This is a genomic window from Streptomyces sp. NPDC052042 (assembly GCF_044548345.1).
Taxonomy (GTDB): Bacteria; Actinomycetota; Actinomycetes; order Streptomycetales; family Streptomycetaceae; genus Streptomyces.
Map to the genome: position 1 here is coordinate 1,080,537 of NZ_JBIUBU010000001.1, position 23,310 is coordinate 1,103,846.

A 23,310-nucleotide genomic window follows, 5' to 3' on the forward strand; every position below is an offset into this window, starting at 1 on the left:
TTTCCTCACGAGAAGAGCCGCCGCCAGGTCTCCGGTCCCGGGTAGCCGTCGGCCTCCGCGCCCCGCCAGCCCTGGGCCCGCTGGAAGGCTTCGACATTGCGTCGGTCCGCCTCGGACCACTGGGGGTCGGGGCCCGACAGGTAGTGCCTGCCGTAGCCCTTCTTGACCAACTGCCTGCCGAGCTTCTCGACATGGCCGTTGGACTGGCCGGGCCGGAAATGGCCGCGCCCGGGAAACGACGAGTCCGCGTTCGCCCCGCCCGCGCCGCTGTTCCCGGACCCGCCACCGGATATGTCCTTGCCGGCCCCGCCGTCCAGGAGGCGCCAGGTGTGGGGGCCCGGGAGCCCGTCCGCCTCGGCGCCCTTCCAACCCTGGGCCTTCTGGAACGCCTGCGTGGCGCGCCGGTCCGCGTCGCTCCAGACCGGGCCCGGGCCGGTCGAGTAGAAGCGTCCGCCACCCCGCTCCACCAGCATCTTCCCGAGCTGGGTGACGTGCGCGTTGCTGGCACCCGGGCCGAACTTCCCGACGCCCGGGAACGACGCCGACGAACCGCCGTCGTCCCCGCCCCCCTCGCTGAGCCCCTTGTAGCGGTACGCGACGTACGAGCCGGAGTAGCTCCAGTACGCCATGGGCGTCGTCCGTTTGCGGGTCTGCGGCTGGGTCTGCTCGTACGCCGTGTAGTGGGTGCGCGTGTGGTCGGTCCAGCCGCCGAAGATCGTGACGTGCGAGCCCTTGTTGGGGTCCGAGGGGTTGTGGAAGAGCAGGATGTCGCCGGGCTGCAGGTCCTTCCGCGCGATCCTGGTGCCGTACCGGGCGAGGCTTCCGGTCCACTCGTTGCCCGGCAGGTTCCAGGCCATCGAGACGAAGCCGGAGCAGTCCTGCCGGTAACCGTCGGACCAGTACCTCGTCATGCTGTACGGGACCTGCGCGGAGACCCACTTCTTCGCCCGGTTGATGATCGCGGCGCGGCTGGTCTTGCGCAGCGTGAGCGAGGCGTTCGTGTAGGACGGGGCGCCGGCGGACCCGGTACCTTGCACCGGTCCCGGCCTGCCCTGCGGGGTGTCCGGGTCCACTCCGGTCCCGATGAGGGGGCCGTCCTCCCCGGCCGGGGCCTCCGGGTCCGGCATGTCCACCGAGGCCGTCGCCTCGTCCGAACGGATGGTTCCCGCCGCCCCCGGCGCGTCGGCCGCCTGGTCGCCCGGCACCTTCACCGCCTCGGCCACCCCGGTGCTCAGCACCACACCGGCCGCGGTGGCCAGCACCAGGACGCGACGCGCGCCGTGTGCCCCCGGATGTCCGCCGTCCCGCGGGGCCAGGGCCCCGGCGGCCCGCCGCTGTGCGGCACACCCCGCACAGGCGCAGTCGATGGCAGGTGCATACTCCTCGAAAGCCGGCACAGTCATGCGATTCCCCTCCGCGTTCGTCAAAATCTTTGGGCGCATCTGCACGGGCGTCAGTGTCTCAACCCTTATGACATATTGCATTTTGACGGATAGGCGAGAAAAAACGACCATCCGACAGGCCGTGCCGGACAGGAAACGGTCAGGAGCACCTCTCCGCTTCGGGTAAAGTTCTCCGGGTCAGCAGGCGCCGCTAGCTCAGTTGGTTAGAGCAGCTGACTCTTAATCAGCGGGTCCGGGGTTCGAGTCCCTGGCGGCGCACGCGAAGTCAAGGCCCCCTCACCGAGCGTGAGGGGGCCTTGCTCATGCCCGCCCGAACGGTCACATCACGCCGGGCGGCCACACCGCCCCGCCGGGCCGCCACCGCAGCCGCCACGGGAGCGCGGGCGGCGCACGGGCAACACCCGGCCACGACACGGCAATCAACACTCTCCGTAGCAAGCCAATGACTCTACGCACCCATTCACGTACGGCCCGTGACGGGGTGTCGGCTTTCATCAGGCTCTCAAGCCCCGCAGTCAGGGGGCACGAGGAAGGAATCCACGCGAGGGGCCAGGTCCCACCCGGGGTGCTCGGCCCTCACCTCCGGAACGGGAAACGGCTCCGCGACGACGAAAGAAGCCCTGAACACCGTGAAGAGAGTCACATCCGGCTCCCCGCCGGATCCGCTCGTCGCACGAACCGTCGACCGGGCGGCGCGGAGGGCACGGAAGGCACGGAAGGCACGGGAACGACACCACCGTGCCCGGCACATGCCTCTGATTTCGCGTCAGGTTCCTTCGATCTGAAGGGGTTTCATGATGAGAGCCGCGCCCCGGAGCCGATCGGGCCGACCGGGAAGACGTCGGCGCCTCGAAGCGGTCGGACTGCGGCGGTTCCCCGGAGTGGTCGGGCCGGTCGGCGCAGGCATGGGCGGGAACGTGTCGACGGGGGGCGTGGGCGGAGCGACATGGCGGATCGAGGATCAGCGCCCGCCGTTCCCCTTCGCCCGCTCGCCGGTCAGGTAGGCCGACACGACCACGTTGGCGTCGTAGGAGTGGGACGCCCGGTCGTAGGTGCCGCCGCAGGTGATCAGGCGGAGTTCGGCGCGACCCTTCTTGCGAGGGCCGTAGGCCCGGTCGGCGTTGAAGCGTTCGCGGGTGAGGACCTGGACGTCGTCGACGGTGAACTCGGCGACGCGGCCGTCCGCGCGGGTCACCTCGACCTTGGCGCCGGGGCGGGTCGCACTCAGCCCGTAGAAGACGGCCGGCCTGGTCTCGGTGTCGACATGGCCGACGAAGAGTGCGGGCCCCTCGGCCCCGGGCTCGGTGCCGTCGCCGTACCAGCCGACGGTACGGGGCTCGGCGAACGGCGGCGGCTCGATCGCGCCTTCCTCGTCCAGACCGCGGGCGACCACAGGCGCGTCGACGCCGATCGAAGGGACCTCGATCCGTCGTGGCTCGGCACCCCCGATCGGGTCGTGGGGCGGGGGCAGCGCAACGCCGAGAGGGCGGCCGACCGCCGCGATGTCGCCGGTGGTCGGGGCCGATCCGACGCCGGAACCATCGGTGACATCGCGCCCCCAGAGCCACAGGCCCAGGAGCAGGACGGCCCAGGCCGTTCCGGCGAGCAGTCGGCCGTGGCCGGCGGGGCCGTGCGGGGCGGGCATGTCAGTCCGCCCCCCGGCGACGACGGCGCGTCGCACTACGGAGCACGAAGGCGGTGACCGTGACGGCCGCCAAGGTCAGGCCGATCACCGCGTGCGCGACGCCGGGGCCGCTCCGCCGGGCCTCCCGGTCGGTGAGGACGGCGGTGCCGCCACCGCCCGCGCGGACCGGGGCGAGGGGACTGGCGGCCGCGGCCCGTCCGGCGACCGCGACCGTGACCGTCCCGGTCGCCCCGTCCGTGCCGTCGGCGCAGACGACCCGGATGTCGTGGTCACCGGGTACGACGTCGGCGCCGATCCAGGCCCGCGCGAACAGGCCCCCGTCGGCGGCGGGTGTGAAGCGCGCCTGCGAGACGAAGGCGTCGGAGCCCCCCTCGGCCCCCTTGCCCCCGCAGCCGTCCAGCCGGAGAGCGACTTCGCCGCCCGGGGCGACGACGGACGGGGTCACGGTGAGGGAGGTACCCGAGCCCGAGGTGTCGGAGCCGGTGCCGGAGCCCGTCCCCCGGTCGGATCGCGCTCCGGAGCCGAAGTCGGTGGCAGGGCCGGCTCCGGTGCCGGTGGGCGTGGCGGCAGCGGTGGCGGGGGCCGATTCGGCGAGTGCGGCGGGGACCGTCGTCAGGGCCGCCGCCATGACCGCGAGAACACAGAGCGTGAGGGATATGGAGCGCATCGTGAACCTCCTCCATGCAGGTTCACGCCTGCTCCCGCTTTCCGCATCCGCAGCGGACCGGGCGGACGCGCGGGGCGGCCCGTCCCTGCGTCGGACGGGCCGCCCCGTGCGCGGCTCCCCGTGACCACCGACTCCTTCCGGGGCCCGCGCGGCTCCCCGCGGGACCGCCGGGCTCAGGCCTCGTCGACGAGGTCGATCAGGTCGGCGATGGAGTCGACGATCCGGGACGGCCGGAAGGGGTACTTGTCGATGTCCGCGGTCTCGGTGAGACCGGTGAGGACCAGGAAGGTCTGCATGCCCGCCTCCAGACCGGCCAGCACATCCGTGTCCATCCGGTCGCCGATCATGGCGCTGGACTCGGAGTGCGCGCCGATGGCATTGAGTCCGGTGCGCATCATCAGCGGGTTCGGCTTGCCCGCGAAGTACGGTTCCTTGCCGGTCGCCTTGGTGATCAGAGCGGCGACGGACCCGGTGGCGGGCAGCGGTCCCTCGGCGGACGGTCCGGTCTCGTCCGGGTTGGTGCAGATGAAGCGGGCGCCGCCGTTGATCAGCCGGATCGCCTTGGTGAGCGCTTCGAAGCTGTAGGTGCGGGTCTCGCCGAGGACCACGTAGTCCGGGTCGTGGTCGGTGAGGACGTAGCCGATGTCGTGCAGGGCGGTGGTCAGCCCGGCCTCGCCGATGACGTACGCCGTGCCGCCGGGCCGCTGGTCGTCCAGGAACTTGGCGGTGGCCAGGGCGGAGGTCCAGATGTTCTGCACGGGCACGTCGAGCCCCATGCGCTGGAGGCGGGCGTGCAGGTCGCGGGCGGTGTAGATCGAGTTGTTGGTGAGGACCAGGAAGGGCATGCCCGAGTCCCGCAGCCGCTTGATGAAGGCATCCGCCCCGGGGATCGGCGTCCCCTCGTGGATCAGGACTCCGTCCATGTCGGTGAGCCAGGATGTGATCGGCTTGCGCTCTGCCATGCGTGGGACTCCTGCCGTACGCCGTGTGCGGGGACGCCGGCGGCACCGCGTCGTGCAGCGCCGACGCCCCCGAGTTTAGAGCGTTTGTTCGTCCGGGCCGTCCGTGCGACCGAGGGGCGATACCGGACATCGGCTGTCGGTCCCTCACCACCGGTCGTCATCACCGGCCGCCCCAGGGTTGTCCCACACCCGGTGCGCGTGCCCGGCGGCGTCGCCCCTGCGACGGCCTCAGCTGCCGGCGGCCGTCTTCCAGGCTCCGACGTACGACTCCAGGTTGGTGCCGATGTCCGACCAGTCGGGCTGGAAGACCTCCACCCCCTCCATCACCTTGGCGAGGGCGGTGGCGTTGGCGTCGGCGGGCTGGATGTCCTTGCGGGCCGCGAAGCCTCCGCCGACCGCGCTGACGTCCTTCTGCGCCTGCTCGGAGAGCATGAAGTCGAGCAGCTTCTTGCCGTTGTCGCTGTGCGGGGCCTTGTCGAGCAGGCCGGCCGCGTACGGCAGGGCGAAGGTGGTGGCCTTGCCGCCCTCCTTCGCGGGGAACCAGATCCCGAGGTTCGGCATGTCCTTGGACTGCGCGAAGTTCATCTGCACGTCCCCGTTGGCGACGTGCAGTTCGCCCTTGTCGACCTTGGGCGCGAGCTTGCCGGTGGAGGCGGACGGGCCGACGTTGTTGGCCTGGAGCTTCTTCAGGTACTCCATGGCCCGGTCCTTGCCGCCGAAGTCGTGCATCGCCTTGATGAGCACGGCCGTGCCGTCACCGGCGACTCCGGGCGTGGAGTACTGGATCTTGTTCTTGAACTTCCCGTCGAGCAGCTCTTCCCAGGTGGTGGGCGCCGACTTCAGTTCCTTCTTGTTGTAGATGAAGCCGAAGTAGTTGTTGACGACCGAGGCCCACTTGTCGTCGGACGCCTTGTCGGCGGCGTCGACCTTGTCGGAGCCGGCCGGGGCGTAGGCCGCCAGCAGACCCTTGCGGTCGGCCTGCTGGATGAACGGCGGCAGGGTGACGAGCACATCGGCCTGGGTGTTGGACTTCTCGCGGACGGCGCGCTGCACCATCTCGCCGGAGCCGCCCTCCACGTACTTCACCTTGATGCCGGTCTTCTTCTCGAAGTCCTTGAAGACCTTGTCGTACCATCCGTCGCCGTTCTCGCCCTTGAGGCCGTCCGCGCTGTAGACGGTGACGACCTTCTCGTCGGATGCGGCGGAGGCACCGCCGCAGGCGGAGAGGGTGGCGGCGAGGGCCAGGGCGCCGGTGACGGCGGCTATGGGCTTGAGGTGGGTCTTGCGCATGGCTGTCGAATCTCCTGGAGGTCGGCCGGGAGCCGGCCGGAGTCGGTACGGGATGTGGCTACGGGGGTTTCGCCACGGGGATGTCGGCGGGCCGACGGGATGTCCGGGCCGCGAAGCACAGTCGGCGGGGGCCGACGGACGCCGGTCCGGGCAGGAGCGTGGACGCGTGTCAGCGGAACGAGGCCCTGGTGCGGATGCGGGAGACACCGAGCAGCACGAGCAGCGTCGTCCCCATCAGGACCACGGCGACGGCCGCGCCGGTGAAGAGCGAGCCGCGGTCGGTGGCCGCGAAGATCTGCACCGGGAGCGGTGTCCAGTCCGGCGGGTAGAGCATCATCGTGGCGCTCAACTCGCCCATGGACAGCGCGAAGCAGAGCCCCGCCGCCGCCGTGAGGGACGGCAGCAGGAGCGGCAGCCTGACGCGCCACAGGACGTACGAGGGGCGGGCGCCGAGACTGGCCGCCGCCTGCTCGTACATCGGGTCGAGACGTACTATCGCCGCCGAAACCGACGAATAGGCGAACGCCGTGACAAGAATGGTGTGCGCGAGGATCACGATCCAGCGCGTCCCGTTCAACAGCACCGGCGGCTTGCTGAACGCCACCAGCACGGCGAGGCCCACGACGACGGACGGCACGGCGACCGGCAGCATGAGCAGCGCGTCCAGGAACCGCTTGCCGCGCTTGCGCAGCGAGGCGGCGGCGAGCGCGGCCCAGGACCCGAGGGTGAGGGCGAGCAGGCTGGCGGCGAGGGCGGTGACCAGGCTGGTGGTCAGGGCCTGGAGGGATTCCCCGCCGGTCGCGGCCGTGTAGTGCTCGGTGGTCGGCCCCGAGGGGAAGGCGCCGGACCAGTTGGTGGCGAACGACGCGGCGAGGACGACCAGCAGCGGCAGCGCGAACAGCGGGACGAAGAGCACGAAGAACACGGCCCAGGCGGCCCACTTCCCCGTACGGCTATGCACCAACACGGCGGCTCACCATCCGATACAGACTGTAGAGACCCACGGAGATCGCGATGTTGACGACGGCGACGACACAGGCGGCCGGGTAGTCGGACTCCAGGATCGCCTTGCCGTAGACGAGCATCGGCAGGGTCGTGACGCCCTTCGCGCCGGTGAACAGCACGATGCCGAACTCGTTGAGGCACATCACGAGGACGAGGCTGCCGCCCGCGGCGAGCGCCGGGAGCGCCTCGGGGAGGATCACCCGCCGCACGATCCGGGCCGGCTTGGCACCGAGCGAGGACGCCACCTCCAGTTGTGCGCTGTCCAGTTGCGAGAACGCGGCGAGCAGCGGACGCATGACGAACGGGGTGAAGTAGGTGATCTCGGCGAGCAGCACGCCCCACGGGGTGGTGAGGAAGTCGAAGGGGCCGTTCGACGCCCCGGTGACGTCCGTCCAGACGCCGTTGGCCATGCCGACGCTGCCGTAGATGAACAGCAGGGCGAGCGTGATCAGGAACGACGGGAAGGAGAGGAAGACGTCGATGAACCGGGAGACGGCCCGCCCGCCGGGGAACGGCACGAACGCGATGACCATGGCCAGGACGAAGCCCAGCACCAGGCATCCGGCGGTCGAGGCGAGCGCCAGCCACACGGTGGTCGTCAGCGCGGAGCGGAACGCCTCGGAGGCGAACACATCGGCGTACGGGGCGAGCGAGGTGCCGCCCTCGTCCGGGCTGACGGACTGCTGGATGACGAGGGCCAGCGGGTAGAGGAAGACGAGCGCGAGCACGGCGACGGGCGGCAGCGCCCAGACGAAGCGGGGAACGCCCCGTGGTCCGGCCCCTGCCGCTCTCCCCCTCCCGGCTCCCTTTCCAGCTCTCTTTCCGGCTCCCTTTCCGGCGGCTGCTTCGCCCGCTCCCGTTCCGCCGGCCGCTTCTCCTGCTTCCGTTCCGGCACCGGCCGCTGCCCCGCGTCGGTCCGGGCCGCCGTCCGGCGGTGTGCGCCGTCCGGTGCCGGAGTCCATGCGGCCCTGGGCGCCGTCGCAGTCATCGGACGCCGCGCCGGGGTTCCCGTACGGGCCGGGGCGGATGTCGGCGGTGGTCACGCTAGACATGGGGGCCTCCCCCGGTGCCCGGGGCCGCGCCTGCGGGCAGCAGCACCGCGTCCTCGGCGGCGAAGTGCAGGGTGACCTCGTCGCCGAGCGCCGGGGTCTCGCGCAGTTCGCGCAGGTCCGCCTTGATCCGGTGCCCGTCGATGTCGACGTAGAGCCGGTGGGTGGAACCGCGCCACTGGACCTCGGCGATGGTGCCGCTCAGTGCGTTGGGGCCGTCACCGAGTCCGACCAGATGGGGGCGGACGCAGAGGGTGGCGGTGGCGCCGCGTGACGCCTCGCCGGTCGGCACGTCGAGCGCCCGTCCCGCGAAGTCGACGGTGTCGGCACCGTCGGCGACGGTGACCGGCAGCAGGTTGGCGTTGCCGACGAACGAGGCGGTGAACTCGGTGCGCGGGCGCCGGTACAGGTCCTGCGGGGTTCCGCAGTCCTGGAGCCGGGCCTTGTCCATGACGGCGATCCGGTCGGCCAGGGTCAGCGCCTCGACCTGGTCGTGGGTGACGTACAGGATCGAGACTTCCGGCAACTCCCGGTGCAGTCGCGCCAGTTCGGCGAGCATTCCGGAGCGCAGCTGGGCGTCGAGCGCGGAGAGCGGTTCGTCGAGCAGCAGCACGTCGGGGCGGATCGCGAGCGCGCGGGCGATGGCGACTCGCTGCTGCTGTCCGCCGGAGAGTTCGCGCGGGTAGCGCTCGGCGTAGGCGGACATGCCGACGAGTTCGAGGGCCTCGGCGACCCGTTCGGGGATCTCCGCCTTCGCCGCCTTGCGGGCCTTGAGGCCGAAGGCGACGTTGTCCCGGACCCGCATGTGCGGGAAGAGGGCGTACTGCTGGACGACCATGCCGATGCCTCGCTGGTGCGGCGGCAGCGCGGTGACATCGCGGCCCCCGATGTACACCCGGCCCGAGGCGGGCCGGACGAACCCGGCGACGGCGCGCAGGGCGGTGGTCTTGCCGGACCCGGAAGGCCCGAGCAGGGCCATGACCTCACCGGGTTCGACGGTCAGATCGAGCCGGTCGAGGACGGTGTTCCCGCCGTACGCGACGCTGACCCGGTCGAACCGGATGCCGCTGCGGACGGCCGCCCCCGCCCGGACGGGGGCGCCTGGCAGGGCGGGGGCGGGGTCGCCGCTCAGCCGGCCCTCGGCCGTCGCGCGCGGGCCCGTCGTGGCCGCGCTGGTCATGCCTCGGCCCGCGCGATCGCATCGGGGAGTTCGGCGACCGAGCCGAGCACATGGGTGGCCCCGTGCCTGGTCAGCCGGTCGTGGTCGTGGGCGCCGGTGAGCACGCCCGCGACGATCCCGGCGCCCGAGCGCACGCCGCTGAGCATGTCGTACGAGGTGTCGCCCGCGACGGCGATCTGCCGCACACCGTCCACGGCCCCGGTGCGCAGGAAGGCGGCGAGCACCATGTCGGGGTACGGGCGTCCGCGCCCGCCCGCATCGGCCGGGCACAGGGTCAGGTCGACCAGGTCCTGCCAGCCGAGCGCGTCCAGGATGGCGTCCTGGGTGACGCGGGCGAAGCCGGTGGTCAGGACGACGGTGCGGCCCTCTGCCCGGAGCCGTTCGATGGCCTCCCGGGCACCGGGGACGGGCGCGATGCGGCCGCCGTCGACGAGTTCGCCGTACGCCTCCTCGAAGGCGGCGTTCCCCCGCTGGGCGAGGTCCTCGTCGCCGAAGAGATGGCGGAAGACGGAGATCTTGGACTCGCCCATGGTGGCGCGTACGTAGTCCAGCTTCTCGTCGTGGTCGGTGGAACCGGGCTCCACACCGAGACGCTCGGCGGCGGCGGAGAACGCCTGCTCGACGAGTCCGCCGTCGGCCACGGTGGTGCCGGCCATGTCCAGGACGACCAGGTGGATGGGGTTTCGCGGGGTCGTGGTCCGAGGGGTCCGCGTGGCCGCGGCAAGGGGATTCCGCGTGGTCGCGCTGAAGGGATTCTGCGTGGTCAACTTCTTCACCAGCCCAGTTCGTCGGCGGTCGTTTCGGCAATGGCGGGCGAGCACGTCATGCCCCTGCCGCCCGGCCCGGTGACCAGCCAGATGCCGTCGCTCACCTGCTGGCGGTGGACGACCCGGCTGGTGTCGGTGCACTGGGCGTACACACCGGCCCAGCGGTGACGGATCCTCGGCAGCGGGCGGCCGAGGAGGGATTCGACGACCCCGGTGAGGTGCTCGTACGGCTCCTCCACGGTGTCGAAGGCGAAGGGGTACGCGTACTCGTGGGTGTCCCCGATGGTGAGTCCGCCGTCACGGCGCTGCACCATCAGCAACTGCATCCTGTGGGCCGCGGCGGTGGGCGCCTGGGCCTGTCCGGCGTTGAGCGCGTCCAGCGCCTCGCCCCGGTACGCGGGGTAGTAGCGGAAGCTGTCGGCGTCGGCGATGGAGGTGGTGAGCGGTTCGCCGAGCGGTTCGGTCTGCATCATCTGGAGGCGGACGCGGCGGACCGGCAGGTCGGGACCGGCGAGCTCACGAACGAGTCCGCCCAGCCAGGCACCGGTGGCCAGGATCACGGAGTCGCCGGTGTGGACGTCGCCGTGGTCGTCGCGGACCGAGGCCGAACCCACGATCTCGCGCACCTCGCGCCCGCCGAGGAAGGTGTAACGGCCGGACTTCAGCAGTTCGTTCTTCAGGGCGACCTGGGCGGTACGCGGCTCGACCGCGGCGTCCCGCCCGCACCACAGGGCGGCGGCGAAGTCGCCGCGCAGCGCCGGGTTGATCGCGCGGGCCTCGTCGGCGGTGAGCAGCTTGTAGCCACGCGCCGCCGCGTCGGGCCGGGCGGCGGCGGCCTCGGCGACGGCGATCTCCAGCTCGCTGCGGATCGGGGTGAGCGAACCGCAGGGCCGGAACCCCAGCCCGGGGACCCTGGCCCCGACCTCCTCCCACAGCTCACGGGCGCGCAGCGCGGTCTCCAGTTCCTCGCCACCGGCCCGGCCGCTGACCCAAATCTGTCCGAAATTGCGGAGGGACGCTCCGCGCGCCTCGGTCTCGCGCTCGATCTGTACGACCTCGTGGCCGCGGTTCACTGCGTGCCAGGCGTGCATGGTTCCCACCACGCCGGCTCCTACGACGATGACTCTCACGACGGCTACGTTCCTGGGGGCCGGTGTCCCGGAAGGGGCGGCGTGGCAACGGAACGGTGAACTGGGCCCCAAAGTTGGCCTAGACCCGTTATATTCTCGTTACTTTTAGGGGCGGTCGCGGCGCCTTGAGCTTGAGGGGCGGTCGTTAGCGCCTTGGACTTGAGGACCGATCGCGCCTGAGCTTGAGGGCCGGTCGCGCCTCAAGCTCAGGCGGCACCCCGAGCAGGCGCTCCGAGGGCCGGGCACCCGCGAGAGCGCCCCGGCCCAGCCCCCGCCCAGCCCCGGCGACAGCCCGGTGCCGGCGCCTCGGCGCTCGATGCCCGTGCCCGCCGCCGTTCAGCGCCCGTGCTGCGGCCCGAGATGCGTGGTGAAGGAGAACCGGTCCCCGCGGAAGAGCGTGCGTACGCGTTCCAGTGGCGCCCCGGCCGTATCGCGCGAGACCCGGTGCATCAGCAGCATGGGCAGGGCGGGCGGCGTACCGATGAGCAACGCCTCGCGCGGGGTCGCCAGTACGGTCTCGATCCGCTCGTCCGCGTCGCCGAAGACGATCCCGAGCCGGTCGCGCAGGTACGCGTAGAAGGACGAGTCGGAGTCGAACTCCGTGTCCAGGTCCGGCACCCGGGCGACGGACACATACGTGCTCTCCAGGCCCACCCGGTCGTCGTCGGCGAGCAGCACCCGTTCCAGATGCCAGACCGGCTCGCCACGCCGCACGCCGACATCGGCGGCCAGTGGTTCGGGGCAGGGGAACCGTTCCAACCCGATGAGGTGGCGCCCCGGCGTACGGCCCTGGCGGCGTACGCCCTCCGTGTAGCTGGCCAGCGAGAGCGGCTGTTCCAGCTTCGGGCCGGCGACGACGGTGCCGCGCCCCTGACGGGCGAGCCGCCCCTCCAGCAGGAGTTCGCGCAGTGCCTGTCGCACGGTCTCGCGCGAGACCTCGTAGCGTTCGGCGAGATCGCGTTCGGTGGGCAGCATGCCGCCCTCGCCCAACTCCTCTATGAGGACGGACACGCGTGCCTTGACCGCGTAGTACTTCGGGATGCGGCCGTGCTCCGGAATGCCGGAGCGGATGGGTGCGCCAGGTGTCTGGTCGTGCGGGTAGTCCACGCCGGGATGGTGGCAGACGGACATGAACAGTTGTGGACGGACGTCCCGAACGGGAACCGGGCCCGGAGCCAGGGCCGGGGCCGGGGCGGGACTGGATCAGGGACCTGAGCGGGCGCGCCGCGACCGGCGGGACCAGATCACCGCCGCCCCGCCGCCGATCAGGAAACCGGTGATGGTGACGCCGACCTGCGGAACGACGGCCGGTGCGTTCGGGGTCGGCTCGGTCGCGGCCGGTCTGGTCGCGGCCGGTGCGGTCGGGGTCGGCTCGGGGGCCCCGTGGGCGAGTGCGCCGCCGTGGCCTCTGCCGACGCCTCCGCTTTCGCCGTCGTCGACGAGGGCGAAGGAGTAGCGACCGGACTCGCCGACCCACTCCCCGTCGTCCTCGCCGCCCCCACCCTCCGGCATGCGCAGCCGCTGCACGATCGCCGCCGCCGCGGTCACCCGCCCCGGGCTGGTGTCCGAGGTGAACGCCATCCTGACCCGCACGGTGAGGGTGCGCCCCGCGGGGACGGTGAAGCCGTCGAAGGAATCGGCACCGTCCCCGTCCGCGTCCCCGTCCCCGAAGACACCGATGTGCTCGTCCTGGTCGGTGGTCTCCCAGGTGACTCGGTGCTCTGCGTCGGGGCGGTTCCGCTCGGAGAACACCAGTTGGATCTGTTTTGAGGTCAGCTTCCGGTTCTCGTCGACAAGGACGAGGACCGGGTGAACGGCCCGGCACTCCTCGTCCGTGGTGTTGGTCAGGTCCAGGAACCAGGTTCCGTAGCCGCCACCGGCCGCGTAGGTTGCCGGACCGCCGTGGATACGGGTGCGGATCGGGAACTCGCTCGCCTTCGGATCGCCGCAGCCGGGCTGCCCGTCGTCGCCCGGCTTCGCGGCGCCCGCCTCCGCTGCTGTCAGCTTTCCGGCGCCCGGCTTCGCAGCGTTCGGCTTCGCGACGGCGGTGGCCGACGACGCGGCGGTGGCGGGTGCGCCGGACGCTCCGCCGAGGACGGCGGGGACCACGCTCGCCACCGCCAGCCAGAGCGCCGGCCCCTGCCGCGTCCGCCCGGTGGGCGGGGAGACCGGGGCGCCGGACGTCCCGGGCGTACCCGGCGAAGGCCCGGACGCACCCGGCTGAAGTCCGGACGCACCGGGCAGAGGTCCGGACGTACCGGGCAGAGGCGGTGTGTGGGACATGCGGGCTCACCTTCGCTGCTTACCGAACGGCTGGCCGTGTGCGCCGGACGCCCTTCACCGAATGCCCCGCCCAGTGCTGTGGTCGGGAAGGTCTGCCGGGAAGCTCGCGGCGTCCGATGCGGTGCATCGCACGGCGGAGCACCACCCGCGTACCGGATGTACTCGGGCGATGCGCCAACGCGGCGAGGGACGAGGGCTCCCCTGCCCGAACGAAACCGAGCGCTCGGGGACGTGCCGGGCGTCGCGAACCGGTGAACCTTCCCGCCCGCAGCACCAGCGGGCGGGCGTGGGCCGGGCGAGCGTTGAAGACCTTGGCCGGATCCGGGGCGGCGGCCGACGCGTACAACCACAAGGCGCCGGAGCTGTGCGCGTCGGCTGCCGCGGGCCCGGCCAAGATCTTCAGCACCCGCCCGGCCTGTATGCCGGAGTTCACGGCTCTGGATACACGACACTGCCACGCACGCGCGGGGCGACCGGCGGCGACGTGCCGGAACGCCGCCCGGCCGCCCGTCGGGACCGCTCGATCGGCCCAGCCCCGGGCGCCCCGCGTACCGACGCACTCGGCACCGACCCGCCCGCCTCTCGCACATCGGCGGCGGCGTTGCTTAAGTGGCGTGCATGACTGGCAACTCGACTCAGGAGACGCCTGTGGCGTTCGATGCCTCCTCGTCCGCCCTACGCGTCGCACTCATCGGCTACGGACTGGCCGGTTCCGTCTTCCACGCCCCGCTGATCGCGGCGACCGGCGGTCTCGTCCTCGACACCGTCGTCACCTCGGACGAGGAGCGGCGGGCCCGGGCGCGGACCGAGTTCCCCGCCGTGCGGTTCGCCGCGGCGCCCGAGGAGCTGTGGCAGCGGGCGGGGGAGCTCGACCTGGTCGTGATCGCCTCACCGAACCGGACCCACGTCCCGCTCGCCACCGCCGCACTTGAGGCCGGTCTGCCGGTCGTCGTGGACAAGCCGATCGCCGGTACGGCCGCCGAGGCGCGGGGGCTCGCGGCACTCGCGCGCAAGCGCGGGCTGTTGCTTTCGGTCTTCCAGAACCGCCGCTGGGACAATGACTTCCGCACGCTCGCCCGTCTGCTCACGGACGGCGAGCTGGGCACCGTCCAGCGCTTCGAGTCCCGTTTCGAGCGGTGGCGTCCGCAGCTGAAGGGCGGCTGGCGCGAGTCGGGCGATCCGCGGGAGATCGGCGGACTGCTGTACGACCTGGGCAGCCATGTCGTCGACCAGGCGCTGGTGCTGTTCGGGCCGGTGGTGCGGGTGTACGCGGAGTCCGACGTGCGCCGTCCGGGCGCCGAAACCGACGACGACACCTTCCTCGCGCTCACCCATGCGAACGGGGTCCGCTCGCATCTGTACGTCAGCGCCACCGCGGCCCAGCTCGGCCCCCGCTTTCGGGTGCTCGGTTCGACCGCCGGTTATGTGAAGTACGGCCTCGATCCGCAGGAGGCCGCCCTGCGCGCCGGCGCTCGCCCCACGGACGGTGAGCCGTGGGGCGAGGAACCGGAGACGCTGTGGGGCCGGATCGGCTCGGGCGAGTCCCCGCTGACGGGCGGCGGCGCCCCCGTTCCCACCGTGCCGGGCGACTACCGCACGTACTACGCGGCGGTCCACGACGCGCTGCGTGGCAAAGGAGGCAATCCGGTGACCGCCCTCCAGGCCGCCACCGTCCTGGACGTGCTGGAGGCCGCCCGCCGCTCGGCCCGAGAGGGCGTCACCGTGACCCTGCCCGCCGCGGACGAGGCGACCGCCGGTCCCCGCTGACCGGCCGCCCCGTACAGCCGGCCCGTACAGCCGCCCCGGCCCGGACCGCGGATGACGGCGGTCCGGTCATGCCATGGCGGCGGCCCCGGCGTCGACGACGGGCGCGTCGCGGTAGAGGACGGCCCGCTCGACCGCGTTCCAGGTGGTGCTGGTGACGACGTACAGGGCGGCGGCGAGCGGCACGACGGCGACCGTCAGGAGGGTCGCGTACGACAGCAGCGGCATCAGCTTCGTCATCGCGCTCATGCCCGCAACGGGCCGGCCGTCGGGTCCGGTGGCGGGAACGACGGGGCCGGCCGCCATCTGACGCTTCGTACGCCGGAAGTTGAACGTGGCCACGGCGGCGACGATCGCGAACAGTCCGAGGTACACGAGCCCCTGCGCCCCCAGCGGCCCGCCGTGCGCCAGCGCGTCGTACCAGCGCTCGCCGAGCGGGGCGTCGAACAGCCGGTGGCCGAGCAGTTCGTTGGGCCCGTCGCCGATGCTCCGGCTGGAGAACAGGTGGTAGAGCAGGAAGAAGGCGGGCATCTGGAGCAGGCTCGGCAAGCAGCCGGACAGCGGCGACACCTTCTCCTCCCGGTGCAGGTCCATGAGCGCCCGTTGCATGCGCTCGGGGTCCTTTCCGTGCTTCCTGCGCAGCTCGGCGATCTGTGGCTGGAGCCTGGTACGGGCCTTCTGCCCGCGTGCCGCGGCCCGCGACAGGGGATGCACGGCGAGCCGCACGAGTGCGGTGAACAGCACGATGGCCGCGGCGGCGGAAGCGGTCTGGAAAATCGGGTGCAGCACATCGGCCAGCGCGCCGACCAGGGCGGCGAATGCGGACATGAGGACGGACATCGGTGAGCCCTCCGAGGGTTCTCGTCATGCCGGGAGTGAGGAACGGACTCGGCGTGACGAACCACGAGGGGCACCCGCGGCCGGGCGTACGCGCACCTGCCACGGGCGTGCCGTGCGTACGCACCGCCCACGCGTCGGATCCGGGCGTGCCCACGCACGAAGACGGAAACGAAGCAGGGAGGAACGGACCGGACGAGCCCCTACGCGGTCGTCGGCAGGGCGTGGCCGGGGGCCCTGGGGCGTCTGCGGCCCCTGGCGTCCGGATCCCGCTGCGGCAGGAACGCGGTGCGCTGTTCCCGGTCGCGTATGGCCGTGCGGACACGGGTCCGGGGCACGGGCATGGCGCAGCGGGCGCTGATGACCGCGGCGGCGACGAGCGCGGAACCGACGGCCGCGGTGGCGGCGAGGGCGACGGCGGTGGAGAGGCTGCCGCCCTCGACGAGCAGGGCGGCGGTGAACAGTTCGGTGACGAGGCAGAGCAGCAGGACCACGGGCCGGAACGACCGGGCGCGGCCGTCACGCGGACGACTCATGTCACCGCTCATCGTCCCCTCCCCTCGTCGCCGTCACGACACGACATGCGCGCGTGCGTGTGTGCGCTCCACTCTCCAGCCGTTATACACGACGGCTCCGACAAGGCGGCCGTTCCCCCGGGCCCCATTCCCCCTCCCACGAGCACCGGCCCTGTCCGCGGGCCCGCTACCGCGCCCGAACACCGGTGAGCCTTCCCCACACCACGAGCCGGTACCGGGAGGTGAATTCGGGGGTGCAGGTGGTGAGCGTCACATAGGAACCGCCCGCCGTGTACCCGGCGCGCGGCTTCACCTCGCTGCGCGGGACAGCCGCGATGACACCGCTGTCGAGGGCGCTGGTCCGCGCGAGCGTCCGGTCCACGGTGTACGTGTACACGGCTTCCCGGGTCTCGATGCCGATCAGGTCGCCGCGGCGCAGCCGGTCGATGTACCGGAAGGGCTCGCCGTGGGTGTTGCGGTGCCCGGCGAGCGCGAAGTTGCCCGTCTCACCGGGCTGCGCGGTCCGTGGATAGTGGCCGACGTATCCCTTGTCGAGGACGCCTCGTCTGCCGATGCCCTGGGCGACGGGGGCCACAAGTCCGATCCGGGGTATCCGGATGACGGCGTACGCCTGGTCCCAGCGGGGTTCGGCGGACGCGGCGGGCGCGTGGTGCCCCTGGGCCGTGCGCCCGCCGGAGGCCGCGCCGTCCGGCCCGCCGCCGCTCCCCGTACCGGGGTTCCCGTCCGTCCGCCCCGGCCCCCGGCCCTCCGGCTCCTGCCATGTCTTCCGCAGGGCCCGCACCTCGTCCTCGGCGCCGACGCGGGCCTGCCGGTTGGTCCACCACAGCTGATGAACAACGAGCAACAACAGGACGACGCCGAGGGTCACCACCGCCTCGGCCACCGTCCAGAGACCGCGCGCGAAGGCCCTGCGTCCGCGCACGTGGTGCTGCACCACCACCGGTATCCGCTCCCGCACGGCCCGCACGATAAGGCCCTGCCCCGTAACTCTCCAGGGGCGGAGCGACTCTCCGCCCACGGGTCGCACGGCAGTACCGTGTGGTTCATGCGTCCCGACACGCCTGCCCACCACACCACCGAAGCCGAACGCCTGCTGCGCACCGCGGAGCGCTACCCCGAGGACCGTGAGCCGCTCCTCCTCCGGGCCGCGGCCCATCTGGAACTCTCCGGCGATCGCGCCCGTGCCACCACCCTCTACGAGGACCTGCTCGCCTCTCCGGGCCTCGACCGCCCGCACCTGGTCAAGGCGCTGAACGCGGCCAACCTGTGGGAGTACGGCCACGAGGCCGAGGCCCGCGCGATCCTCGACGGCGTCCGTGCCGCGAAGCCGCTGGACACGGCGCCCTGGCAGGTCGCGGCGGAGACCTTCGCGTCCCACGACGAACTGGAAACGGCCCACGACTGCTTCACGACCGCGCTGACCCTGCTGCTGACGCCGGGCGAGGAGGTGCCGTACGCGACGCGGTCGCTGCTGATCGGCCGCCACCGTGTCCGCAGGATGATGGGCGCCGCCCACGACGTGTGGGACGACCTGGCGGACACCATCCACACGGCCTCCGTCCCGCTGGACGAGCTGCACGACCCGAAGCGGCTGTGGGCACTGGGCTCCTCGGACCCGGGCGAGCTCCAGGCCGAGATCACCCGCCTTCGCGCGGAACTGGGCGCCTACCGCACGGCGCTGTCCCGCCCGTTCCCGGTGGCGATGCTGCACTGGCCGGCCCACGAACTCGACGAACTCCTCGCCGCGTACCCGAGCCTGCGCGCCGAGTACCCGTCCCACGCCGACCATCTGGCCCGTCTGGAGGCCGCCCTCCGCGACCTGCACCAGGCCGGCACCCCGAACCTGGGCATCGTGACCGGCACGGTCCCGTCGTACGAGGCGTTCGCCGCGTCCGAGACCGCGTCCCCCACCGACCCGGATCTGCTCCCCCAGTACGCCACCACCCTCGCCGCCCGTGGCCGCGCCGTCCCCTGGCCCCCGGCCCGCAACGCCCCCTGCTGGTGCGGCTCGGGCCGCCCGTACCGGGAGTGCCACGGCACGGACTGAACGCGCGCCCGATGCGTCGGCCCGGCCCCGTCGCCCCGGGCCGACGCCTGGGTGGCGAACGCGACGGTCCGACGCCCCGCGCTCGGCCCCACACACGCGGCCACATGGCCACCCACCCCGCACCCCTCCATCAATGCGATGGAGTCGCCTCCAGGCCGTCCCTACACTTCCCCCATGCACGAACTCCAGCGTCTCCGCGCCGACCACGCCCCGGCGCTCCTCGCGTTCGAGCGGGAGAACCGCGCCTACTTCGCCGCCTCGGTGCCCGACCGCGGCGACGACTACTTCACCCACTTCAACACCCGTCACGCCGCTCTGCTCGCGGAACAGGCCGCCGGAACCTGCCACTTCCACGTCCTCGTGTCCACCGGCCCCGACGACCGCGGCGAGATCCTGGGACGTTTCAACCTGGTCGACGTGGCCGACCGCTCCGCCGAACTCGGCTATCGCGTCGCGGAGAAGGCCACCGGCCGCGGCCTGGCCACGGCCACCATCCGGCACCTGTGCACCCTGGCCACCGAGGAATACGGCCTGACCACCCTCCGCGCCACCACCACCCTCGACAACCCCGCCTCCCAGGCAGTCCTCACCCGCACCGGCTTCGCCCCGACCGGCGAGGAACCCGTGCTGGACGGCCGACCGGGGCTGACGTACGTGCGGGACTTGAGCAACGCTTCCGCCGCCTGGCCCCACTAAAGGCCGTCCCGTCATCCGTGGTGGATCAGCGCCCGGCGTCAGATGTGGTGCAACGCACAGCAGAGGAGCGCCTGCATACCGGGTGTATGCGGATGTTCCGACAACGCGACGAGGTGTCGCAGCCATCGGGGGGCGCCCACCAGGGACTCCGGGACAGACCTTTTTTAGACCCCTCCTGAACGATCTACCCACCGAGAACGGTGCTGGTGCACACACGCAGGGTCGATCTGGTGCTCAGGCACCACATGAAGATCTCCGAGCACCCGGCGACTGAGAGCATCTACGACCTTGAGGTCGTCAGTGATGAGGCGTGCTCCGTTATCAAAGAGCACGTGGCAGTTCGGACACAGACACAGGATGTTGCTCCGAACGTCGCGACCGCCATGTGGCCTGCCAAGTGCGTGTATGTGTGCGCCTTCGCTGTACCGCGCACCGTTGATGTCCACCACAACCGGGACTCGACACATCTGACAGGTGTTGTTGTAGAGCGCCTTTATGGCGCGGGCCTCCTGAGTGTTCCGCACCCTGCGCTGGGTGCTGACGTACCTTGCAGCTGCTTGCTGAACCGGGGTCGCTTCATCATCTGCTGCAGTGTGGCTCGCCTCGTCAGAATCCCAACGCTCCCCAGCTGCGATCTTCGCAAGGCGAAACTGCCACATGACGTGCCCACGAGCAGTCAGCACGCTCCAGTAGCCCTCCACGAGGTACAACCCCCGATATCGGTAGCCTTCAGTCGCCTTGCGCCGCTTGATCCCCAGACCGCGTACATATCGGATGGGCAGCCCCTCCCGATAGTTGATCAGCATCCCCTCATTGACCCCAGTCAGCGACTGGTCCTCCGTGATGTGACCGTCCTTGTCCGGCGATCCGCCTTGCGCCGTATAGATGATGACGTCACCCAGGTCCTCATCCCCGGCATAGCCGCCGCTGGCGACTATCGAGTCGAGGCCCTCATACGACGTTCCTGAGATCCCTTGACCACGGAATCGGTGCACATCGGCCCCATATAGGTCATCGTGCGTTCGAAACCATTGCCCTTCGCTTACATCGGGAGGGGGACCAAAATAGATGGACTTCGATCGCGACATGCGAACATATTGCCGAATACTGGCGTTTAGTCAATCCTCTAAACTGATCATGGCCACTTTCCACGGGGCGTGTCCCAAAAACAACCACACTGCCAGCACCCCTCAGCGAGGTGGGCTCCGATACAAGCCCCCACCCCCACCTACGCGCTGGGCGCTGGCACGCATCGCGGTCGCACGCGACGTTCTCCTGAAAGACCATGAGCGACTTCGCGCCCGCTTCCCCAGCCTTCGCCAGCACGAGCGCCCACGCCATAGCGATGGGATCGACGCCACGCATGCCGAGAACCTCAAAGCCCGTGGTCAGCATGGAGCTGACCACGGGCAAAGGGCGAGAAGCAGCCTCAGCGGCTCCGCGGCTCGGGGCCACGGGCGCCGTGTCAGTGCTACTGGGCCTTGCGGCGGCGGATCAGCAGGAAGCCGCCGGCCGCGACGAGCACGGCGGCCGCTGCGGACAGCAGGCCGACCGGCGCGCCGGTGCCGGTCTCGGCGAGGTCGCCCTCGGCCGGGGCGGACGGGGAGGACGAGGGCGTCGCGACGGAGCCCTCGGCGGGCATGGTGGGCGTCCCGGTCGGCTGCGTCGAGTCGGACGGGATGGACGGGCTGGACGGCGTAGACGGGGTGGCCGACTCGGACGGGGTGACGGAGTCCGGCTCACTGGGGGACGCCGACGGGGTGGGGCTGACGGACTCGCTGTCCTCGGGCTTCGGCTTGTCGCCGCAGTCGACCCAGAAGACCTTCTGCTTGGCCCGGCCGTGCTCGCCGTCGAAGTTCCAGAACAGCTTGTAGTGGCCGTCGGACAGGGACTGGTCCGACGAACGGCCGTGGCCCTTGGCGTCGAGCGCCAGGGACCCGGACTTCACGATCTCACCCTTGACCTTGGCGGTGGGGGGCCAGCCTTCGATGCGCCAGGCGATGTCCTGGCTCGCGTCGAAGCCGAAGGCGTCGAGGTAGAAGGTGCACACGTGAGGCTCGTTCTTACGGAGCTCCTCACCCGTCGCGGCATCGTGGATCTTCACGGTGCCGTTGTCGCCGGGAGCGGCGGCGTACGCCGTAGGGGCAAGCAGCAGGGCCGCCGCCGCGGCGGCCGTGAGCGTGCATGCGGAAGCAACTGTGCGCATGGGAAATCCAACGGTTGGAAGACTGGAAGAGATGGCTACCGTGGGGGGCGGCTCAGCTTCCTTCGATGGCGCACGCCCGTCAATCAGCTTCTGACCGCATATGCCACATGCAGTGTCACTTGCCCCATTAGTTCCGCATAACGATTGAGACAGCCAGCTGATCGTTTTCGACGCCTCGGCTTACCCCTTCAGATCGATAAAGCTAATACGGTGACCGAAAGTGTTTGGCCAGCGACACGCTGATGGCGTTCGGCGTCGTGATGATCGCCGGAAACTTCACCTTCGGTGGTCTGCTGCGGCGCAGCGTCACAGGCGCCTCGGGCGCGTACCCGGTGTTGCGTCTGCTGGTCTACGGGCTTCTGTACGCCGTGGGCCCGGCGTTCGCACCGATGGTCACGGCCGTACTGATCCGGGGCATGGTGCATTCGGGCGGACTCGTGGTGAGCCGGAGCCGACCGGGACGCGATGCCGCCGGCGCCCCGGAGTTGAAACGACCGCAGCGGCACGTGGCCCACGCAGGGGTGCTGCACGCCCTGCGGTACGGGGACGGAATGCGGCACGGGAACAGAAATACGGGTGGTGGCCCACCGACGATTCGCCCGTTCTGCCCGGAAGTCTTCCCTAGGGTGGGCGGCTGGTGCTGCGACCGGAGAGGTTACCGGCCGCAACACCAGGCCGTGCTTTCGAACGGGCGGCGTCCGGCCGGAGGCCGGGCTGTGCGACGTCTGGCACATGCGATCGCGAGCCGGGGGATCGCCCTCGTACTGGACGTACGAGGACGGCTCCGACGACCCGGCGAACGCATATGCCGGATGCGGATGGCGGATGCCGCACAGCGGGTGGAGTTCGAAGACATGACCCAGGAGCCCACCGAAAGGCAACATTCCATGGGAACGACGACCCACGTCGACGAGGTGCGCGATGGGGAACGCAAGGACCTCCTGACGATCGTGGCGGATCAACGCGCCAACTTCCTCCACACGGTTACGGGAATCAGCGAGGAGCAGGCGGCTCTCACCACCACCGTCAGCGAGTTGACACTCGGTGGCCTGGTCAAGCACCTCGTCGCAATACAGCGAACCTGGCTCGCGGTGATCGACGGCACGGCACCGGCGAAGATCGAGCGGACCAAGCCGGACCCCGACCGCTTCCGCATGACCGGGAACGACACCCTGGCCGGGCTGCTCGACTCGTTCCGTGCCGCGTCCGCGGAGTTCGATCGCACCGTACGGCGGGAACCCGACCTCGGCCGTGTCGTGACCCTCCCGCTGTACCCGTGGGCGTCCAAGCCGATCGCATGGACCGTTCGGCATGTGCTGTTGCACGTCTTCCGGGAGATCGCGCACCACTGCGGGCACGCGGACATCATCCGGGAGGCGTTGGACGGTTCCACCACTACGGCATACATGATCGAAGCCATCTCGCACGGGAGCGGCACGGACGGCCACGACGGCTGACAGTGGCGGCACGCACGAGGGCGGTACGAGGAAGCAGGCGGGCGGTACGAGGAAGTGGGCGGTGCGACGAAGTGGTGGGCGGTTCGGAGAAGGGCGGGGCGGCTCCGTGCGGTGCGGGCCCGGAGTGACGCGCGGCGCCTCGCTCCGGCCCCGCACCGCGTTGCGTTGTGGCGCCTGTGCCGCTCCCGTACACCACTACCGCGAGGTGCTTGCCATGCGGCCGAACGAGTGGCCCGTGGCCGGCTCGGGGGTGCACGAACGGGGAATTGAGCACACTGTCCGTCCATGCAGAGGTGGGCGTCCCGACAGTTCGTACCGAACGTCGATTTCCGGCCACAACACAACGCCCCTTACGCTGCACCACATCAAGTCACCAACGGTCGGCC

At 71.1% G+C, this 23,310-nt stretch carries 21 protein-coding genes and 1 tRNA gene; 5 read left to right on the forward strand and 17 right to left on the reverse strand.

Features of this window, described 5'->3' with window-relative positions; genetic code table 11:
• Positions 1 to 5: 5 nt before the first annotated feature.
• Entirely contained in the window at positions 6 to 1,403 is a 1,398-nt protein-coding gene (locus tag ACIHCL_RS04550) for a peptidoglycan-binding protein (protein WP_399856816.1), read from the reverse strand.
• 184 nt (positions 1,404 to 1,587) lie between these two features.
• Between ACIHCL_RS04550 and ACIHCL_RS04555 the strand changes: the two genes are divergently transcribed.
• Positions 1,588 to 1,661 (forward strand) — tRNA-Lys (locus ACIHCL_RS04555).
• A 703-nt stretch (positions 1,662 to 2,364) separates the two neighbouring features.
• Here the strand turns inward: ACIHCL_RS04555 and ACIHCL_RS04560 are convergent.
• The 11 genes from ACIHCL_RS04560 to ACIHCL_RS04610 all read right to left on the reverse strand — a co-directional run bounded on the left by ACIHCL_RS04560 (position 2,365) and on the right by ACIHCL_RS04610 (position 13,381).
• Entirely contained in the window at positions 2,365 to 3,048 is a 684-nt protein-coding gene (locus tag ACIHCL_RS04560; protein ID WP_399856817.1) for a class F sortase, read from the reverse strand.
• A 1-nt stretch (position 3,049) separates the two neighbouring features.
• Positions 3,050 to 3,715, reverse strand: coding sequence for a hypothetical protein (locus ACIHCL_RS04565; RefSeq protein WP_399856818.1), 666 nt, complete (start codon positions 3,713 to 3,715; stop codon positions 3,050 to 3,052).
• 173 nt (positions 3,716 to 3,888) lie between these two features.
• A complete protein-coding gene (locus ACIHCL_RS04570; RefSeq protein ID WP_399856820.1) occupies positions 3,889 to 4,677 on the reverse strand; it encodes an HAD-IIA family hydrolase in 789 nt (262 codons plus the stop codon).
• A 228-nt stretch (positions 4,678 to 4,905) separates the two neighbouring features.
• Positions 4,906 to 5,967 carry a 2-aminoethylphosphonate ABC transporter substrate-binding protein gene (locus ACIHCL_RS04575; protein ID WP_399856822.1) on the reverse strand — a complete coding sequence of 354 codons (1,062 nt, stop codon included), beginning with the start codon at positions 5,965 to 5,967 and terminating at the stop codon, positions 4,906 to 4,908.
• Positions 5,968 to 6,136: 169 nt separating this feature from the next.
• A complete protein-coding gene (locus ACIHCL_RS04580; RefSeq protein WP_399856824.1) occupies positions 6,137 to 6,934 on the reverse strand; it encodes an ABC transporter permease in 798 nt (265 codons plus the stop codon).
• A complete protein-coding gene (locus ACIHCL_RS04585) occupies positions 6,921 to 7,934 on the reverse strand; it encodes a 2-aminoethylphosphonate ABC transporter permease subunit (protein ID WP_399857152.1) in 1,014 nt (337 codons plus the stop codon). Before ACIHCL_RS04585 ends, ACIHCL_RS04580 begins: the two co-directional genes overlap by 14 nt.
• A gap of 82 nt (positions 7,935 to 8,016) precedes the next feature.
• Positions 8,017 to 9,201, reverse strand: coding sequence for an ABC transporter ATP-binding protein (locus ACIHCL_RS04590; protein WP_399856826.1), 1,185 nt, complete (start codon positions 9,199 to 9,201; stop codon positions 8,017 to 8,019).
• Complete coding sequence (locus tag ACIHCL_RS04595; RefSeq protein WP_399857154.1) at positions 9,198 to 9,878, reverse strand: phosphonatase-like hydrolase; 681 nt, start codon at positions 9,876 to 9,878, stop codon at positions 9,198 to 9,200. Before ACIHCL_RS04595 ends, ACIHCL_RS04590 begins: the two co-directional genes overlap by 4 nt.
• Positions 9,879 to 9,973: 95 nt before the next feature.
• A complete protein-coding gene (locus ACIHCL_RS04600; protein ID WP_399856828.1) occupies positions 9,974 to 11,098 on the reverse strand; it encodes a TIGR03364 family FAD-dependent oxidoreductase in 1,125 nt (374 codons plus the stop codon).
• Between the two features lie 336 nt (positions 11,099 to 11,434).
• Positions 11,435 to 12,205, reverse strand: coding sequence for a GntR family transcriptional regulator (locus ACIHCL_RS04605; protein WP_399856830.1), 771 nt, complete (start codon positions 12,203 to 12,205; stop codon positions 11,435 to 11,437).
• Between the two features lie 96 nt (positions 12,206 to 12,301).
• The gene (locus tag ACIHCL_RS04610; protein WP_399856831.1) at positions 12,302 to 13,381 is read right to left on the reverse strand and encodes a hypothetical protein; all 1,080 of its coding nucleotides are present in this window, start codon (positions 13,379 to 13,381) and stop codon (positions 12,302 to 12,304) included.
• 618 nt (positions 13,382 to 13,999) lie between these two features.
• On the opposite strand from ACIHCL_RS04610, the gene ACIHCL_RS04615 reads away from it, so the two are divergent.
• The gene (locus ACIHCL_RS04615; RefSeq protein ID WP_399856833.1) at positions 14,000 to 15,148 is read left to right on the forward strand and encodes a Gfo/Idh/MocA family oxidoreductase; all 1,149 of its coding nucleotides are present in this window, start codon (positions 14,000 to 14,002) and stop codon (positions 15,146 to 15,148) included.
• A gap of 66 nt (positions 15,149 to 15,214) precedes the next feature.
• On the opposite strand, the gene ACIHCL_RS04620 is transcribed toward ACIHCL_RS04615, so the two are convergent.
• From ACIHCL_RS04620 to ACIHCL_RS04630, 3 genes are all read right to left on the reverse strand, one after another.
• Positions 15,215 to 15,985, reverse strand: coding sequence for a YidC/Oxa1 family membrane protein insertase (locus tag ACIHCL_RS04620; protein ID WP_399856835.1), 771 nt, complete (start codon positions 15,983 to 15,985; stop codon positions 15,215 to 15,217).
• A gap of 200 nt (positions 15,986 to 16,185) precedes the next feature.
• Positions 16,186 to 16,518: a DUF6412 domain-containing protein gene (locus tag ACIHCL_RS04625; RefSeq protein WP_399856837.1), complete on the reverse strand. Its 333-nt coding sequence runs from the start codon at positions 16,516 to 16,518 to the stop codon at positions 16,186 to 16,188.
• Positions 16,519 to 16,684: 166 nt separating this feature from the next.
• On the reverse strand, positions 16,685 to 17,476 hold the full coding sequence (locus ACIHCL_RS04630; protein WP_399856839.1) for a class E sortase: 792 nt from the start codon (positions 17,474 to 17,476) through the stop codon (positions 16,685 to 16,687).
• 87 nt (positions 17,477 to 17,563) lie between these two features.
• On the opposite strand from ACIHCL_RS04630, the gene ACIHCL_RS04635 reads away from it, so the two are divergent.
• Positions 17,564 to 18,565, forward strand: a complete 1,002-nt coding sequence (locus ACIHCL_RS04635; protein ID WP_399856841.1) for an SEC-C metal-binding domain-containing protein — start codon at positions 17,564 to 17,566, stop codon at positions 18,563 to 18,565.
• Positions 18,566 to 18,739: 174 nt separating this feature from the next.
• Positions 18,740 to 19,261, forward strand: a complete 522-nt coding sequence (locus ACIHCL_RS04640) for a GNAT family N-acetyltransferase (protein WP_399856843.1) — start codon at positions 18,740 to 18,742, stop codon at positions 19,259 to 19,261.
• Between the two features lie 164 nt (positions 19,262 to 19,425).
• Here ACIHCL_RS04640 and ACIHCL_RS04645 read toward each other — a convergent pair whose 3' ends face one another.
• Positions 19,426 to 20,349, reverse strand: a complete 924-nt coding sequence (locus tag ACIHCL_RS04645) for a YDG/SRA domain-containing protein (protein WP_399856845.1) — start codon at positions 20,347 to 20,349, stop codon at positions 19,426 to 19,428.
• Between the two features lie 383 nt (positions 20,350 to 20,732).
• Positions 20,733 to 21,467 (reverse strand): LPXTG cell wall anchor domain-containing protein, encoded by a 735-nt coding sequence (locus tag ACIHCL_RS04650; RefSeq protein WP_399856847.1) that lies wholly within the window; start codon positions 21,465 to 21,467, stop codon positions 20,733 to 20,735.
• 887 nt (positions 21,468 to 22,354) lie between these two features.
• On the opposite strand from ACIHCL_RS04650, the gene ACIHCL_RS04655 reads away from it, so the two are divergent.
• Positions 22,355 to 22,924, forward strand: coding sequence for a DinB family protein (locus ACIHCL_RS04655; protein ID WP_399856849.1), 570 nt, complete (start codon positions 22,355 to 22,357; stop codon positions 22,922 to 22,924).
• Positions 22,925 to 23,310 lie beyond the last annotated feature (386 nt).

What these genes read in the sequence shown, in the direction of transcription:
- ACIHCL_RS04550 (WP_399856816.1), bottom strand. Translation starts at nt 1,403, where the DNA reads ATGACTGTGCCGGCTTTCGAGGAGTATGCACCTGCCATCGACTGCGCC.
- ACIHCL_RS04560 (WP_399856817.1), bottom strand. Translation starts at nt 3,048, where the DNA reads ATGCCCGCCCCGCACGGCCCCGCCGGCCACGGCCGACTGCTCGCCGGA.
- ACIHCL_RS04565 (WP_399856818.1), bottom strand. Translation starts at nt 3,715, where the DNA reads ATGCGCTCCATATCCCTCACGCTCTGTGTTCTCGCGGTCATGGCGGCG.
- ACIHCL_RS04570 (WP_399856820.1), bottom strand. Translation starts at nt 4,677, where the DNA reads ATGGCAGAGCGCAAGCCGATCACATCCTGGCTCACCGACATGGACGGA.
- ACIHCL_RS04575 (WP_399856822.1), bottom strand. Translation starts at nt 5,967, where the DNA reads ATGCGCAAGACCCACCTCAAGCCCATAGCCGCCGTCACCGGCGCCCTG.
- ACIHCL_RS04585 (WP_399857152.1), bottom strand. Translation starts at nt 7,934, where the DNA reads ATGGACTCCGGCACCGGACGGCGCACACCGCCGGACGGCGGCCCGGAC.
- ACIHCL_RS04590 (WP_399856826.1), bottom strand. Translation starts at nt 9,201, where the DNA reads ATGACCAGCGCGGCCACGACGGGCCCGCGCGCGACGGCCGAGGGCCGG.
- ACIHCL_RS04610 (WP_399856831.1), bottom strand. Translation starts at nt 13,381, where the DNA reads ATGTCCCACACACCGCCTCTGCCCGGTACGTCCGGACCTCTGCCCGGT.
- ACIHCL_RS04615 (WP_399856833.1), top strand. Translation starts at nt 14,000, where the DNA reads ATGACTGGCAACTCGACTCAGGAGACGCCTGTGGCGTTCGATGCCTCC.
- ACIHCL_RS04620 (WP_399856835.1), bottom strand. Translation starts at nt 15,985, where the DNA reads ATGTCCGTCCTCATGTCCGCATTCGCCGCCCTGGTCGGCGCGCTGGCC.
- ACIHCL_RS04625 (WP_399856837.1), bottom strand. Translation starts at nt 16,518, where the DNA reads ATGAGTCGTCCGCGTGACGGCCGCGCCCGGTCGTTCCGGCCCGTGGTC.
- ACIHCL_RS04635 (WP_399856841.1), top strand. Translation starts at nt 17,564, where the DNA reads ATGCGTCCCGACACGCCTGCCCACCACACCACCGAAGCCGAACGCCTG.
- ACIHCL_RS04640 (WP_399856843.1), top strand. Translation starts at nt 18,740, where the DNA reads ATGCACGAACTCCAGCGTCTCCGCGCCGACCACGCCCCGGCGCTCCTC.
- ACIHCL_RS04645 (WP_399856845.1), bottom strand. Translation starts at nt 20,349, where the DNA reads ATGTCGCGATCGAAGTCCATCTATTTTGGTCCCCCTCCCGATGTAAGC.
- ACIHCL_RS04650 (WP_399856847.1), bottom strand. Translation starts at nt 21,467, where the DNA reads ATGCGCACAGTTGCTTCCGCATGCACGCTCACGGCCGCCGCGGCGGCG.
- ACIHCL_RS04655 (WP_399856849.1), top strand. Translation starts at nt 22,355, where the DNA reads ATGGGAACGACGACCCACGTCGACGAGGTGCGCGATGGGGAACGCAAG.